This window comes from Acidovorax sp. GW101-3H11, from assembly GCF_001633105.1.
In the GTDB taxonomy this organism is placed as follows: Bacteria; Pseudomonadota; Gammaproteobacteria; order Burkholderiales; family Burkholderiaceae_C; genus Acidovorax.
The window spans coordinates 334,681-351,277 of record NZ_LUKZ01000009.1; the positions used below are offsets into that span (position 1 = coordinate 334,681).

Consider the following 16,597-nt stretch of genomic DNA (forward strand, 5'->3'; position numbering starts at 1 on the left):
CGCAGGCATTGGATTTGGTAACGTTCGCTTTGGCTCAGATGGGTGTAGTTCATGGTGCACTTGGGTTGACTGGCAGGTCACACAAGTCATCTTCACTTACTTGTCTGGGCCTACCTTTGGGCTGCGTGCACTTCGTTGTTTAAACCGCCACTGAAAACCCAATAGAAAAGGCCCTCACGCAGCGAAGCGCAAGGGCCTGAAGGCAAGGGCCACAGCGGCCGGAGGCGCCTGGAACACCGTCCCAGGCACGTGGCGTGGTCAGTCGTCGTTCGGCTTGACCTCGATGGTCGCCACGCTGGGCGCCCCCAAGGCCAGGTCCACGGCCAGGGCTGCTGGCGTGGTGTCTTCCACCACCACCGTCTGCGATGCGCCGCCGCCCGCAGGCCCGTTGCTGTCGAGCGTGACGGTGGTGTCGCCTGCGACGGCCGCGGGGGGCAGGCTGGCCAGCAGGTCGCCACCATCGTCCGCCAGCAGGTCGGCCACCTCGATCTTGTCGCCCTCGGCCAGGTCCTTGACGACATCCTTGTCGGTGCCGCCGGGGGTGCTGTCCGCCAGGTTGATCTTGATCGTGTCGTCGCCATCCCCGCCAGTGAGTGTGTCGCTGCCTTTCCCGCCCACCAGGGTATCGTTCCCCTTGCCGCCGTCCAGCGTGTCGTTGCCTGCCTGGCCGTCGAGCTTGTCATCGCCATCGCCGCCCTTGACCACGTCATCGCCCTTGCCAGCCTGCACAGTGTCGTGGCCAGCACTGCCCACAATGGTCTCGGAAGCATCGCCACCCTTGATGGCCAGGCCGCCCTTGGCGGGATCGGACAGGTCCACCTTGTCACCATCGAGCGTAGTGTTGGTATCAATCACCACCTTCACGTCGATGGGTTCGGCCAGCTTGTCACCATCGCCATCCACCACCACCGCCTGGAAGTTGATCCACACCTGGTCGGCGTAGACCGGCGTAATGACCGGGGGCTTGGTCACGGTTTCGGTGTAGGTCAAGGTCATGGCGTCCGTCACGCGGTACTCCGTCCCGTCCTTGGCCGCGAACTGCACCGTGTTGAAGGTCGTCGTGCCGCTGGGGTCCACGCCGACGGGTGTTTCCACGCTGGCGTTCCCGCTGTTCGTGTTGTTGCCCGAGGTCGTCCCCTGGATGTCCATCGGCGACCCCACAGGCGTGGTCGTGTTGGCTGCAGTGACGACGGCGGTTTCCTTCTTGCCCAGGTGGTCCAGCTCGAAGCCCGCAGAGGTCACAGCCAGCCGGGTTCCATCGGCCTTGAAGAACTCGATGACCAGCCGCTCCCCGGCGCCATCCCCTTCCTTGATGGCATCGGACTGGGAGTCTTCCTCTTCGCCCACGGAACTCTTGTTGCCGATGTAGTTGTCTCCCACACCAAAGCCCCCACCACCGTTGCCGCCGCCCGTGGACGACCAGTTGACGTCCTCGCCGCTGGTCGAAGGGCCAAAGGTGGTGTCGTCTTTCTTCACCTCCCAATCACCATCCCGCTGCCGCTCGACCTCGTTGACGATGGTCTTATCCTTCTCGGCGGAAATCTGCATGTAAACGCCCGTGGCGGAATCCACATACCGCGCCGCGTCCTCCTTGCCCCCAGAAGACGACTGGGTGTAGTTGTCGGGCTTGTACACCTTGTCCTGCGTGCTGTTGCCAAAGGTCACCGTCTTGGACACCGTTGTTGTGCCACCAGGAACTTCCGTGACTCCCACCTGCACCTTGTCAGCCACGGCCACCATGTTGGTGACATAGCTCGTGGTGCCATCGGCGTTCACCACGCCTTCCACCGTGAAGGCCGTCTTGATCTCCCCGCAGTCTTCGTACACCGCCTTGATGGTGCCGTCGGAGGTGGCCTGGTAATACACCTTGTTGCCATCCACCGTCATCACCGTGGACTGCACCGAGCCCCCTTGCATGTAAGACAGGGACACATAGCGCAGCGACGAGCCGCCCACGGACTCCGTCGTGGTGGCGGCCATGTTCACGTCCGCCCCCACCACATCGGCACCGACGCGGGCACCCAGGTCGGCGACGACCTCGCCCACACCGCTGTTGGCGACCAGCGTGTCCTGCGTGCCTCCTACGTAGACCGGCGCATCGTCCTGGATCTTGATGTTGAAGCCCTGCACTTCGGTCTCGCCGCCCTCGGTCTTGTTGGCCACCAGTTGCAGGTACAGGTTTTCTTCGCCGCTTTCGGTGTAGGCGTGGTCCACCTGGCCCTTCAGCTCCAGCTTGTACTGGCCGCTGTCGTCAATGGTGGCCACGGCCACCGTGCGCACATCTGCGCCCGCCCCCGCCACACCCGTCAGCGTCTTGCCATCGCCCGACACCGTCCAGCGCACCTCGTCGCCGGCAGAGGTGATCTTCTGCACCGGCACCCCCAGCGTGTAGGTGGCGCCGCCCATGCCCAGCGTGCCTGTGGTGTCGGTGGTGTGCGGGCTGCTGTCCACATTGCCTGTGGCCAGGCCGTCTTCGTAGACCATACCCAGGCCCTGGGTACTCAGCTCATGGCCCGTGTCGATGGTCAGCGTGGCACTGTCGGTGTCGCCATCGCCGTCCTTCATCTGGTAGCTGAACTGGTCCTTGGAGCCGGTCTCCACATACTCTTCAAAGCTGACGGCCTTCACAAAATAATCTGAGCTGTCGCTGCCTTTGTCGCCCGCCAGGTAGTCCACGCCAGAGAACACCACGTTCTGGAAGGCAATCGGGTGGCCATCGGCACCCAGCACCTCGATCTCGACCTGGCCCTGGTGCACAGGGTCGCTGCCGTTCGCGCCGTTCTGGAACAGCGAACCGCCGATCATCCCCTCGCCCACCTTGTTGCCTGCGGCGTCGAAAGCCTCCCAGCGGCCGGTTTCGCCGTTGTTGCCCGTCTGGCCCGATTCGTTCTGGAACAGGTTGGAGATGTCCACCACCGCCCGCACCGCCATCTTGCCCAGGTCCACCGACAGGGCTTCCGTACCCTGGGAGGGCGAATACCCCACCTGCTCGGGCGTGCTCGCCCCCACGTCGCCCGGCACGGGCTCGGTCGGGTCGTCCACCCCCGCGCCGTTGCCCTGGCTGGTGACCACGGCACCGCCGGTCTGCGCCGGGCTGGGGTTGGTGATGAGCTGCTCGCCCAGGTTCGTGGTGTAGGGCTTGCCGTAGTCGAAGGCATCGGTCCCGGCAGGCACTGCCACCCCACCACCCAGCTGGATGGTCGTCTGGTGGCCGGTGTAGGTGTAGTCCCCGTCGGATTCCATGGTGAGCGTGCCGTACTGGCCCGCCACTGTGGCGCTGCCGCCGCTGGCGACAGCCGTGCCGGGGGGCCACACCGCACCTTCGGCACCGGCGCGCACCTGGACCACCTCTGCCTTGGCGCCGTCCTGCATGCCTTCGTGCTGGTCTTTTCCGGCCAGGCCCGAGGTGGTGCCCACACCGGTCAGCACGTTGCCTGTGGCCTCCAAACGGTCCACAACCCACTGCGTGCCATCGGTATCGTCCAAAGCCACCGGGCCATCATCGGCAATGAACAGCATCCGGCCCACGTCGATGCTGGCATCGACCTTATCGCCATCGCCGTCAACGGCGGTGAGCTGCAGGCCAATCTTGCCCGCCATGCCCGCTTGCACTTCGTTCGAGTCGCCCGGTGTGGAATGCACCACCGTGCGCTGCTGGTCGAAGGTCACCTCGCCCGTGGCAGCATCGATGGACAGCGTGAAGACGGTTTTCTGCACACCATCCACCACCACAAAGCCAATCACCGAGCCGCCGGGGCCGCTCTTGAGCAGCACATCCGAGGGCTGGCCGTTGGAGTAGAGCGCGGTATCGCGGAAGCCCGAAGAGCTGCCTTCACCGCCATTGAGCACCAGGCCGTACACCTTGCTGTTCAGCGTGGCGGCACCGTCTGCCCCATAGCTCACTGTGAAGCGTGTGGACCCGAGATCGGACTCCGCATCGACATCCAGGAAGCTGTCGTCCACCAGCAGCGGCATGGAGACATTGAGCATGACGTCGTTGTAGTCACCGTCACCGCCACCGTAGATATCTTCCCAGTTCTGATTGCCCGTGACGGAGCCCACGGCCACCGTGTTCACATGCGACAGGCCGTCGAGATTCAAATTGCTGTTGTCGAACAACGCGGGTGCCCCCTGGCCCGAGAGCGGAGAGCCTCCCACGTTCGCCACCCATTGGCCGTTACCATCCTTGGTGAAGCTCACCGGGGTGTTGTTGCCCAGCGCGCCATTGAGGCTGTCGCCATTGGGAATCATGAAGAAGCCGACCTGGCCAGGCAACACGCCGGGCGGCAGGGTGACGCTGGTCACCGGCTGGTTCTTCACGTTGTCCCAGACCACCATGCCGGCAGTGGGCTCGCCACTGCCATTCTTGATGTAGTAGCCCCAGGTGTTGTTGTACCCGGCGTCACTGCCCACCAGTTGCACCGTGATGCCTGGAACGGGGTCGGGATCCACCGTGGTGATGACGGGGATGTCGTCCTTGACGCTAACACCCAGCTCCACACCGATGGAGTCGCCATCGCGGTCTTCGCCCACGATCTGCACGCGGCCCAGGTTCAGCGTGTCCTCGCCCTGCGCCGAGTGGGTCAGTGCACCGGTCACCGTGAGCGTGTATTCACCGTTAGCCTTGACCTCCAGCACGGCAGCCGCTCCCGTCGCGCCGGTTTGCGCCTGGCCCGCTGCATTGAAATACACCTTGCCGCCGGAAACACCATCCACGGCCACGGTGACGCCACCAAACTGCACACCCGTGACCTTGCCGAAGCCATCCGCACCCCAGCTGACAGCCCCGGTCATGACGCGCACGCCGGTGGATGCCTCCAGCTGGGCTCCGTTGACGAGATCGCTGGCATCGCGTTCGTCGTTGCCGATCTTCGCGCCATCGCGCATGGCAGATTCTTCCTCCAGCATCGCCGTCAGCACCACGGCCTGAGAGGTTCCCTCCACCAGCTTCGCAACGGGTGCATCGTCCTCCAGCGAGACCTTGAGGGCCATGGAGTCGGTAAGGCCGGTGGCCGGGTTGGCGGGCCGGTCGTTGGCGATGACGGTGAAGTTCAGCTCCTTCACGTCGCCGTCGGTGCTCGTCCCAGCGGCCGGGCGGGCGTGATCGACCGGGCCCAGCAGAACAACATTGCTGGTGTAGCCACTGTCGTAGCTGCCGCCAATGGTCACCTTGATGATGGCGGTGTCGCCCACCTTGCCCACGAGTTCGGTGCCAGCGGCATTGGGCACCCACTGGATGGCCACACCGCCGGAGGTCAGCACAGGCAAGGGGCCCGTGGTGTCAAAGCGCACCGACACGGTGTCGCCGATGTCCGGGTCCGCCACGCCAAAACTGGCGGAGTCCGTGGTGCTCTGGCCGGGGTTCTCGCGGTTGCCCTGCGCCAGGGCGTCTTCCTGCACGCTCACGGCAATCTGGTCAGCGTTCGCCCCGGAGTAGCGCGACACTTCGCCTTCGTCCTTGTTGCCATCGCCGTCCTTGTCGATCCATATCTGGGTCGTCTGGTCGTTGCCGGTCACGAACTCGGGCGCATCGTTGACGCCTTGTACCGTCACGCGCACGTTGGCCACATCGGTGTCGCCGTCTGCGTCCTTCATCTGGTAGTTGAACTGGTCGGTCAGCGTGGCCCCGGCGCCCAGGGCCATGGCCTTGAGGTTGTCGAGGGTGTAGGACACGGTACCGTCGGTCGTGATCTTGAGCGCACCCATGGTGCCCGTGGCATCCAGCGACGGGCCGGTGAGATCGGTGGTGTCGTACGACCGGTCGCCTCCAGAGCGTGTGAACACCACACTGGCAGTGCCGCCGTCGGCCTTGGCCTCATAGGCATCGTTGCTGAGCACGCTGCCCAGCGCATGGCTTGTGGTGCCCGTGGCACCGGCTGTGGCCACCAGGTTGCGGGCATCGTCCGCAGCCACGGGCCCGGTGTCCTGGAAGTTGATCTGCCGACCAATGTCGTAAGTGGCCACGTTGGACTTGTCGCCATCGCCGTCCTTGGCCTGCGCCGTCAGCTGGATCACGCCACCGCCGATGTTGACGATCTCGTGCGGATCGTTGGTGGGGTGCACCACCGCACGGAACTGCTCCACCGTCACCTGGCCGTTGTTGGCCGCATCGCCGGCCACCGTGACCTTGAACACATTGGTCTGGACACCACCGATGAGGATGTAGCCCACGGCTGCGCCGCCCTCCATCTTCACCAGCACGGTAGAACCCGTTGCGGTGTCCTTCAGGGCAGATGCCTGCCCCTGGGCACCCACGCTCAGGCCAAACGTCTTGCTGCCCGTGGCAGCAGCGCCGTCCGCCCCGAAGCTGAACTGGAAGCTGCCCGAAAGCGCCTTGCCGTCCGTGTCAGAGCTGGTGCCTGCATCGGCCTCGGCATCCTTCACCAGCAGCGGCACGTTCCAGTTCAGGTTCAGGTTGACGTCGTCATAGTCCTTGTCCGAACTGGTGGAAGTGATCTTGAGGTCTTCCCAGTTGAAGTTGCCCTTGCTGCCCTGGCCGGCCGAGGTTCCGGAGGGAGTCTGCTGCACATGCGACTGGCCGTCGCTGTTGAGCCGCTGGTCCGAGAAATAGACCGGCGCGCCGTCGCCCGACAGGGCAACGCCTCCTACAAAGGCCGTCCACTTTCCGTTGACCTGCTGGAAGGACACGGCCTGCGTATCTCCCAGTGTGCCGTTGCGGCCGTCCCCGTTGGGAATGATGAAGAAACCGATCTGGTCCGCCGTGACCCCTGTGGGCAGCGACACCGCCGCATTGCCCTCGGTCTTGACGTTGTCCCAGAGCACCATGCCGCCTTTGGAGGTGTCGATCGTACCGTCGGGATTCTTGAAGTAGTAGCCGAAGCTGTTGTTGTAGCCCGCCTCGCCGCCTTTGTACTCGACCGTGAAACCATGTGCCGCCACAGGCACGGCTTCGGACACCGTCACGATGGGTACATCGTCCTTGATCGATGCATTGAGTTCCACGCCGATGGTGTCGCCATCGCCGTCCTGGCCCATGAACATGATTCTGGGCAGGTTCAGCAGATCCTCGCCCTGCGAGGAGTGCTTGAGTGCCGACAGCACCTGGAACTGGTAGGCCCCGGTTTCTGCATTCACCGTCAGCACAGCGGCGCCGCTGGTGGCCCCTGCCGCCAGCGCCTTGCCGTTCTGGTCGAAGTACACCGTCACCACGCCGCTCACCGGGCTGTAACTGTTTTCGGTCAAGAACCCGGTCTGCACCTTGATGCCCGTGAGGCCGCCGAACTGGTCAGCCCCCCACTTCACCGCGCCCTGGAAGCCCGTGGCGTCGGACTTCACGTAGCTCAGGTCAGGGTTCTCGGTTTCGTTGTTGCCCAGCGTGCCGCCGCCCGACACGGGCACCGACTCTTCTTCCACCAGGACACTGAGCTTGACAACCTTGCCGTCCACCTTGGCGTGCTCGGGCACGTCATCCTGGATCTTGGCGTACAGGTCCACCCCGATGCGGTCACCGTCGCCGTCCACCCCCACGAAAGTCACCGTGGGCAGCAGCAGCAGGTTTTCGCCCCAGCCCGCCTCGTGGTTCAGAGGTCCGATCACCGTCAGGCTGTAACCGCCGGAAGCTCCGTCGATCTCCAGCGCCACGGAGCGAGGCGTTGTGGTGTCGCCATCGGCAATGGGCTGGCCGTCGCGGTCCAGGTACACCGTGGCGCCTGCATTGCCCACGGCATATTCCTGGCCCGCAATCCGCACCGCCACCACACCACCAAACTGGTCAGCCCCCCAGCGCACGACACCGGTCATGGACTGGTTGCCGGTGGAGGCGCTCAGCGGGTCAAAGAACCCGGTTTCATTGTTGCCAATCACGCCGCCATCGCCGTTCGATGCGGACTCTTCTTCCAGCAGCGCAAGCAGTGGCACAGGAACGCCCAGCACCTTCACGTGCACCGGGACATCGTCCTGCACCCGGGTCTCCAGGGCCACGGTGATGGGGTCGCCGTCGCCGTCTTCGCCCATCAGGCGCACGGTTTCAAGGTTGAGCCAATCTTCGCCCTGCACCACGGTCCCACCGGCCGCATGGTTCATGGTGGCCAGCACGGTCAGGGTGTAGCTGCCCGAGGCTTCCACCAGCAAGCTGGCTGCAGCACCCTCGGGCCGGGCACCACCGGGGCCCGAAGGAATCACGGAGCCATCGGCGCCAAACCAGACGGTCTGGCCGACCGGTACCACGCTGGCACCTTCGCCGCTGCCCACACGCACGCCGGTGAGCTGGCCGAAACCATCGGCACCCCAGTTGATGGCGCCATTGATCTGGGTGAGCCCACCATTGGCCGTGGAGGTGAGCGGCAGGTCGTTCTCGTCGTTGCCGATCTTGCTGCCATCGACGCGCACGGACTCTTCCTCGGCGTCCAGCGACAGGCTGGGCTCCAGCCCTGCTTGCAGGTACTGGTTTTCACCGCCCTCTTCGGGCCATTCTTCCCCGTCGTTGCCGTAGCGATAGACCGGCACGTCGTCGCCAAACAGCAGCCGCCCACCCAGGTCCAGCGCGGCCATCACGGTGTCGTCGTCGTTGTCCGTGGCGGCCAGCACCACGGAAAGCACGCCCTTGCCAATGGCCTGCAGCTCGTCCTGCCCGCCTTCCACGCCGTCGGGCGTGGCATGGCGAATGGCGCCCGTCTGGGTCATGACCACAGCACCCGTCTGCGGATCCATCTGCAGCGTGAGGATCACATTGCCACTGCCGTCGCGCCCCACCACTTCGCCGGGGTTGCCGGTGGCGCTGAGCATGATCTCGGTGTTGGTGCCGGTGGCATACAGTCCCGTCGCGCCGCCGTTGCCGATCTGGAAGGCAAAAGCGTAGCCATCGGGCGTCTTCTCTCCCTCACCCTCACTGCCTCCGCCAGGACGCAGCTTGGGACCATCGGCGCCAAAGGACACCACAAACGCCGTGCCGTTGAAGGTGTTGCTGTCGGTGTCCGCGTCGGGCCCTTGTGGGTTGTTTTCGGTTCCTTCGGCGCCGGTGTTGGTGGCCTGGTTCACGCCACGGTCCGAGGTCATGAGCGTGGGGATGCCTTCGGTGCTGGAATCGATCACGGGGATGTCGTCCTGCACGGACATGCCCACCTCGGCCGTGAACGCCCCACCTTCGCCCGTGAAACCATTGATGGTCACCGTGGGCAGGAACAGCATGTTCTCTGCAGGCAGGTCTGGGCCGCTTGCATGCTGCAGCGGACCGACCACCGTCAGCGTATAGCTACCGCTGGAGGTGATGACCAGCAGGACCGCCGGGGGCGTCGGATCGCCCTGCGGTACGGGTTGGCCCAAGGCATTGAAGTAGATGGTCACGCCTTCTGTCGTGACAGGCACAGGCGCAAAGCCCGGCACGCTGATGGAAAAAATGCTGCCACCGCCCAAGTCGAACGTCCCTTGCTGGTAGCTGTAGAGGCCTTCGTCCTCATCATTGCCAATCACACCGTTCACACTGCGGCTACCGCGACCAGAGGGAACAGACTCTTCTTCGAGTGTGATGTTCAGGTTCACCCGCACCGGCTCGGGCGATGGGGGAGGGGGAGGAGGCGACACAGGTGGAGGGCCGGGTGGGGGAGGTGCAGGTGGTGGGGGGGGTGCAGGCACCGGAGGATTTGGGGCTGGTGGCGGAGCGGGAGGCACGGGCGTGGGGGCCGGTGCGGGCGCAGGCGCCGGTGCGGGCGTATCGAGCGCCAGTACCGCCAGCGGATTCACATCGATGTCCGGCGACGACTGGGGCGTGAAGCTGTACAGATAGGCCAGAGGGTCCACCCCCTCGAAGATGCGCAGCAGCTGCACAAAGCTGCTGCCCTCGCCTTCACCACCACCGCCGCCACCCAGGCCGGCCGCCGTGGCTTCCAGCTGGTCGCTCAGGTCGCCGCCACGCTCCAGCGCCTGGATCACGGTGTCGATGGTCCCCTGGGCCACGCTGGCATCCTGCGCCGTGGGGCGCTCGGCGGTCTGCGTAACACTTTCGTCGAGCTTGATGTTCTGCTCGGGCGCCACGGCCAGCACCTTGCCGTCGTCCATCAGCAGCTCCACCCTGGAGCCCGCCGGGGTCTGGACCACCTCCCCTTTTTGCAGAATGTCCCCCGCTTTGAGGGCGCGGCGATTGCCATTGGCATCGACCGCAAAGGCTGTGCCGGTCACGGCAACGACGGTGGCGATTTGAGACATGAGAATGCTCCGGTGAACCAGAAACCTCTGCGCTTTTTTGCCCAGAAGAACGGCATGTGACTGATAGCTGTGAAGGCTACCGACAGGGCCTCTGGCTCACCATTGGACTTAGGTCCACTTTTGTGGGTCTGGCACCCCAAAGGTCTCAAATTGTTTCGTTGCCCGAATCGTCTCCCAATAGATCCAGGCTATTGCTGAGCCGCGCCCGGGTCTCCTTGCGCTCCAGCAATTTGTTCTGCGCCGCCAACGGCAGGTCTGTAAAGCGGATGACGCCCCGGGCGATCAGCAGCTCGATCAGGTCTTCCGTGACCCGGGCCAGCCCCGCGTCCGAAGAACTCAAAAGATGGGTGTCTTTGGGGTGGGTGTCTTTGTCAGGCATGGCCATTGGCACCGTGGTTGAGACGCAGCACCAGCTGCACGCGGTCCCGCACCTGGAGTTTTTCGAAGGTGGCGCCCAGGTGGGCCTTCACCGTCCGCTCCGAAATGAAAAGTTTCTCGGCAATCTCCTTGTTGGAGAGCCCCCGGGCCACAGCCTGGGCCACCTCCAGCTCGCGCGAAGACAACAGTTGCTGCAGATCCTCCTGCCCTTGCGCCGGGGTCTGAGACGCCGTCAGACTCCAGGTGGCCGCTGCCAGCCGGGCCACCAGCGCAGGCCCGACCCACAGTCCCCCATGCTGCACGACCACTGCCACCTCCTGCAGCATTTCAGGGACTGCGAAGAGATGGCAGTAGGCGCGCGCGCCTTCGTTGATGGCGCGCAGCCCCTCGCGGTCCTCCGGCACTCCGGACACCACCACCACCCGGGCCGCAGGCGCCTGCGCCAGCACCGTGCGCAGCAACTCCGGCCAATCGGAATACTCCGTGCTCAGCCACACGGCCGCAGGTGCGGCGTCTGCCTTCTGCAAGGCATCTACCAGGGCGGGCCGGTCGGCTTTGCCAAAACGGGCTCCCTGCGGGAAAGCCATCCACCAGCGGTCGGATGGCTGCACAGCGTCGCTGGCCAGAAAGTGGCGCATGGGTTTCACCTCTCCGACAAGGCATTGGCCTTGGCTCGCAACACAGGCTTGAGGAGGTAGGCCAGCACGGTCTTCTTGCCTGTGAGGATGTCCACCTGCGCCACCATGCCAGGGATGATGGGCAGGTTGGGCCCCAGGCTGGCCTTGCGCGTGCGCACACGCACCAGGTAGTTGGCGTTGCCCTTTTCATCGACCACGGAGTCGGCGCTGATGTTCACCACCTCGGCCACCAGCCCGCCATAGATGGAGAAGTCGTAGGCCGTGAACTTGACCATCGCCTCCTGGCCGGGATGCAAAAAGGCGATGTCGCGCGGGCTCACCTGTGCCTCCAGGATCAGTGCATCGTCCGAGGGAACGATCTCCACCACCTCCTTGCCCGGCTGCACCACCCCGCCCACGGTGTTGACCAGAAGGCGTTTAACCGTGCCACGCACGGGCGAGCGGATGTCGGCATGCTTGACCTTGTCGGCCAGCGCGCGCCCGCCCTCCGACATGCTGGAGAGCTTGCTCATGGTCTCCGACAGCTCGGAACTCATCTGGTTGCGCGCCGTGAGCTGCACCTCCTCGATGCGCCGGGTGGCCTCCTGGATGGCCGCCTGGACCCTGGAAATCTGCGCATCCGCCTGCTCGCGGTCCCCGCGCAGCCGCGCCACCTCGCGGTCCAGCCTCAGCACCTCCACCTCGGAGACAGCGCCCGTGGCCACCATGGGTTTGGTGGCATTGAGTTCCTTCAGCATCAGCTCCAGCCCGCGCTCGGCCTGCTCCTTGCGCGCGCGCACCTCGTTGAGTTCCTGCTGCCGCTGCATCAGCTGGTTCTGCGAAATGGACACCTGGGCACTGATCTCCTCGCGCCGCGATCGGTACAGGCGCATCTCCTGCGCCACGATGTCCGGCGCGTCCCGCAGCAGCTCGGGCGGCGGGAGGAAGCTGCCCCCCTGCGTCAGCGCCTGCAGACGCAAGGCCTTGGCCTGCAGGGCCAGCAGGCTGGCCCTGCTTTCAAGCATGGTGGACAGGAACCGGGTGGAGTCCACACGCAGCAGCAGCTGGCCGGCCTCCACAAGCTGCCCCTCGCGCACGGGCAGCTCTTCCACAATGCCACCGTCCACGCTCTGGATCACCTGCACCTGGCTGGTGGGCACCACCTTGCCATCGCCGCGCGTCACCTCGTCCAGCTCGGCATACGCGGCCCAGAGCACCAGCAGCAACAAGAAGAGAACCGCCAGCCGCAGCAGTGCGCGGGCGCGCAGGGGCTCCTGCTGCAGGCGCGCCCAGTCGGCATCATCCGCCCAGTCCAGCGACTCGGCAGTCCCTGCGGGCGTGAGCCGCTTGACCATGTGGCCGAAGACCGAGTCGCTGGCCGCCCCGCCCGTCTTGACGGCGCGCCCGATCTGCTCGAAGGCTTTCTCGTTGAGTTCGGCCATGTCACACCGCCTTTCCGATGCGACCTTGCCGCAGGGCCTGCACCACCTGCTCCTTGGGGCCGTCGGCCACCACGCGGCCCGCGTCCATCACGATGATGCGGTCCACCAGCGCCAGCAGCGATGTGCGGTGGCTGATGAGCACCAGGGTGCGGCCCTGGGAGAAATCGGCCAGGCGGCGCTTGATGTCTTCTTCGCTCGAATGGTCCATGGACGAGGTGGGCTCGTCCAGCAGCAGCACGGCCGGGTCGTTGATCACGGCGCGCGCAATCGAGACCCCCTGGCGCTGCCCCCCGGACAGCGACTCCCCGCGCTCCCCCACCAACATGTCGAAGCCCTGCGGGTGGGCATTGATCAGGGGCAGGATGCCCCCGATCTCGGCGGCGCGCACCACCGAGGCGTCATCCGCCAGCGGTGCGCCCAGCGTGATGTTGTCGCGCAGCGAGCCATAGAACAGCATCACGTCCTGCTGCACGTAGCCCATCTGCCGCCGCAGCTCGGCAGGGTCCAGCTGGCGCAGGTCGATCCCGTCGATGAGCACCGCCCCCGATGTGGGCCGGTACAGCCCCAGGATCAGCTTCTGCAGCGTGGTCTTGCCCGAGCCGATGCGCCCCAGGATGGCCACACGCTCCCCAGGCTTGATGTTCAGCGTGACATTGCGCAGCGACGCCGACTGCTGGCCCGGGTAGGTGAAGCTCACGTCGCGGAATTCGATGCCGCCCTGCAGCCGCCCCCGGCTGATGAAATTCGCGCCCTCGGGCCTGTCCACCTCGCGCTTCATCATTTCATTCAGCGAGGTCAGCGCGGTGGAGGCCGTGTGGTACTGCACCAGCAGCCCCGCCACCTGCCCCACCGGCGCCATGGCGCGCGAGGCCAGCATGGTGCAGGCGATCAGGCCGCCCATGGTCAGCTGCCGCTCGCCAATCATGTACACACCCAGGATCACGATCACCAGGTTGATGAGCTGCTGCAGAAAGGCCGAGCTGTTGCTGGCCGTGGCCGAGAGCAGGCGCAGCTGCACGCCCACGCGCGCCAGCAGCGCCGTGCTGCGCTCCCACTTGCGCTGCAGCGGCGCCTCGGCGCCCAGCGCCTTCACGGTCTCGAAGCCCACCAGCGCCTCGACCAGCGTGGCATTGCGCTGTGCCCCGGCGCGGTAGGTGGTTTCAGACAACTCGTGCATGCGCCCCTGCACCGCCAGGGCATACAGCAGCATCACCAGGGCCCCGACGAGCAGCGGAATCAGCATGGGCCAGGAGATCCAGCCAATCACCACGACAAAAATCAGCGCAAAGGGCAGGTCGATGAACGCCACCACCGAGGCCGAGCTGATGAAATCCCGCACCGACTCGAAAGACCGCAGGTTCGACGCGAACGAGCCCGCCGACGCAGGCCGCTGCTCCATGCGCGTGCCCAGCACCTTTTCCATGATGTGGGCTGACAGCTTCACGTCCGCACGGCTGCTGGCCAGGTCCACAAAACGCCCCCGCAGGGTGCGCAGCACCAGGTCACCCACCAGCATGATGGACAGCCCCAGCGCCAGCACCCACAGGGTGTCCACCGCGTTGTTGGGCACCACGCGGTCGTACACATTCATGGTGAAGATGGGCATGCCCAGCGCGAACAGGTTGGCCAGCAGCGCGGCCAGCAGCACGTCGCGGTACAGGCCATGGTTTTCTGCCAGCACCGACCAGAACCAGTGCCCATGCCGCCCGGCTTTCACCTGCGGCGCCCGCGCGTCAAACCGCTGGGATGGGCGCACGTACACCGTGGTACCCAGGTAGTCCGCCTCCAGCGCGGCGCACGACACCTGGATGGGGGCATCGCCCAGCTCGGGCAACACCACCAGCGCCTCGCTGCGGTCCTCGCTCCAGCCCAGCAGCACGCAGGCACGGTCGCCCTGCAGCAGCAACACCGCAGGCAACAAAACATCCTTGACCCGCGCCAGGGGCTCGCGCACCAGGCGGCTGCTCATGTGCGCCCGGCGCGCAGCGCGCGCAAACAGGCTGGGCGTGAGCCGGTGGTTGTCAGCGGGCAGGCCTGCCATCACCGCCTCGGCGGTGGACGGCAGGCCGTGGGCCTTGGCCACGATGAGCAGGCACGACAACAACTCGTCGGGACTGCCCCCTGCAAGCTCTGCAGGCGGTGCCACACCTGCATTTGAAACCATATGAATTCCTTGTTGCTTAATGTTCGAATTCACTCTAGCAACATAAATTCAAACCGCGAAGCACTAAATGGCAGCCTCGGGAACACCCGCCCCGGCCGCGCCCCTCTGGAGCCTGGCCGCCGGTTGCAGCAAAATCCGGGATCGGACCGCCCCCATGGACACCCCAGACCAGCTCTCCCTGCGCCGCTACGGCGCCTCCCCCGGCAGCCACAGCCACGACCACTTCCAGATCCTGCTGGGGCTGTCGGGTGCGCTGGAGCTGGAGGTGGAAGGGCGCGGCGTGCGGGTGGCCACCGGCGGGGGCTGTGTCATCGCCCCGGGGGACCGGCACGATTTCGAGTCTGCAGGGGGCAGCCTGTGCCTGGTGCTCGACAGCGCCCACCCGGCCTGGTCGGCACTCGTGCGCCCGCCAGCGGCGATGGCCCCGCCCGCCCAGGCGCTGCCCCTGGCGCACTACCTGGCCAGCGCGCTGCAGCAGGGCCGCCCGCTGGCGCTGGCCCATGGCCCTGCCTTGCTGCGCGAGGCCTGGCTGGCCGCTGGGCACGGGCCTGCCACACAGGCGTACGCAGCCCCGGGCCCCACGCGCCGCCGCCCCATCGACTGGCCTGCGCTGCAGCAATGGGCCGCACGGCAGTGGCACACCGAGCTGACCGTGGCCGACCTGGCCGCGCAGGTGCACCTGAGCCCCAGCCAGTTTGCCGCCCGCTGCCAGGACGACCTGGGCATGGGTGCCATGGCCTGGCTGCGCAGCCAGCGCCTGGCGCACGCGCGGCTGCTGCGTGGCACCGGCATGACGGTGGCCGAAGTGGCGCGGCGCACCGGCTACCGCTCGCCCTCGGCCCTGACGGCCGCCCTGCGCCGCACCCAGCATCCTTGACGCCGGACGCAGGGCAACCCCCAGCACGCGACGACAAACCGCCGTTGCGCGACGATGGGTGCGCGTAAGCTCGTCCCCCATGCAAGCCAACCTCTACGCCCTGGGCGCCATTGCGCTGTGGGCCTCGCTCGCCTCGCTGGGCGTGTCGCTCACCCATGTTCCGCCGTTCCTGCTCACGGGCATTGCGCTCATCATCGGCAGCGTGCCCGCCTGGCCTTTTGTGCTGCGCGATCCGTCGCAGTGGCGCATTCCGCTGCGCACGCTGGCGCTGGGGGTCTATGGGCTGTTCGCTTACCACTTCCTGCTGTTCATCGCGCTGCGCCACGCGCCGCCGGTCGAGGCCAACCTGGTCAACTACCTCTGGCCGCTGTTCATCGTGGTGCTTTCGCCCGTGGTGTTGCCGGGCGTGGCGCTGCGCCTGCCGCATCTGCTGGCGGCGCTGCTGGGCTTTGGGGGCGCGGCCATTGCGATTGCGGGTGGGCGCGAGCTGAGCGGCACCCTGGCCTGGGGCTACCTGCCCGCGCTGGCTGCCGCCTTCATCTGGGCCACCTACTCGCTGCTGACCAAGCGCGTGGCCGCCTTCCCGACCACGGCCATCGGGCTGTTCGGGCTGGTGTCGGGGGTGCTGTCGCTGCTCTGCCATGTGGCGCTGGAGCCCGCCGTCAGCCTGCAGCCGCGCGACTGGGCGCTGCTGGCCGTGCTGGGCCTGGGGCCGCTGGGGGCGTCGTTTTTCATGTGGGACAAGGCGCTCAAGCTGGGCGACGCGCGGCACATCGGCATCCTGAGCTACATCACACCCCTGGCCTCCACCGCGTTGCTGATCGTGGCGAGCGGGCGCCAGTTCAGCGCCAGCATTGCGCTGGCGACGGTGATGATCATTGGCGCGGCCGTCATGGGCATGCGGGCCCGCTGAAATTCAAGCAAAAATGGCCGCTACCGCGCGTCCATCATTGCTTGA

7 protein-coding genes are annotated in these 16,597 nt (G+C 66.0%); 2 read left to right on the plus strand and 5 right to left on the minus strand.

What is annotated here, in order from left to right; genetic code table 11:
• Positions 1-258: 258 nt before the first annotated feature.
• The 5 genes from A1D30_RS26000 to A1D30_RS07575 form a co-directional block, all read right to left on the minus strand.
• The gene (locus tag A1D30_RS26000) at positions 259-10,161 is read right to left on the minus strand and encodes a retention module-containing protein (protein WP_063460156.1); all 9,903 of its coding nucleotides are present in this window, start codon (positions 10,159-10,161) and stop codon (positions 259-261) included.
• A gap of 145 nt (positions 10,162-10,306) precedes the next feature.
• Positions 10,307-10,540: a hypothetical protein gene (locus A1D30_RS07560; protein WP_063460854.1), complete on the minus strand. Its 234-nt coding sequence runs from the start codon at positions 10,538-10,540 to the stop codon at positions 10,307-10,309.
• Positions 10,533-11,177 (minus strand): response regulator transcription factor, encoded by a 645-nt coding sequence (locus A1D30_RS07565; protein WP_063460157.1) that lies wholly within the window; start codon positions 11,175-11,177, stop codon positions 10,533-10,535. Before A1D30_RS07565 ends, A1D30_RS07560 begins: the two co-directional genes overlap by 8 nt.
• A gap of 5 nt (positions 11,178-11,182) precedes the next feature.
• Entirely contained in the window at positions 11,183-12,598 is a 1,416-nt protein-coding gene (locus A1D30_RS07570) for an HlyD family type I secretion periplasmic adaptor subunit (RefSeq protein ID WP_063460158.1), read from the minus strand.
• A 1-nt stretch (position 12,599) separates the two neighbouring features.
• Positions 12,600-14,762 (minus strand): type I secretion system permease/ATPase, encoded by a 2,163-nt coding sequence (locus A1D30_RS07575; RefSeq protein ID WP_063460159.1) that lies wholly within the window; start codon positions 14,760-14,762, stop codon positions 12,600-12,602.
• A gap of 154 nt (positions 14,763-14,916) precedes the next feature.
• Between A1D30_RS07575 and A1D30_RS07580 the strand changes: the two genes are divergently transcribed.
• Both A1D30_RS07580 and A1D30_RS07585 read left to right on the plus strand, forming a co-directional pair.
• Positions 14,917-15,639, plus strand: a complete 723-nt coding sequence (locus tag A1D30_RS07580) for an AraC family transcriptional regulator (protein WP_063460160.1) — start codon at positions 14,917-14,919, stop codon at positions 15,637-15,639.
• A 79-nt stretch (positions 15,640-15,718) separates the two neighbouring features.
• Entirely contained in the window at positions 15,719-16,552 is an 834-nt protein-coding gene (locus tag A1D30_RS07585) for a DMT family transporter (RefSeq protein WP_063460161.1), read from the plus strand.
• Positions 16,553-16,597: the final 45 nt, after the last annotated feature.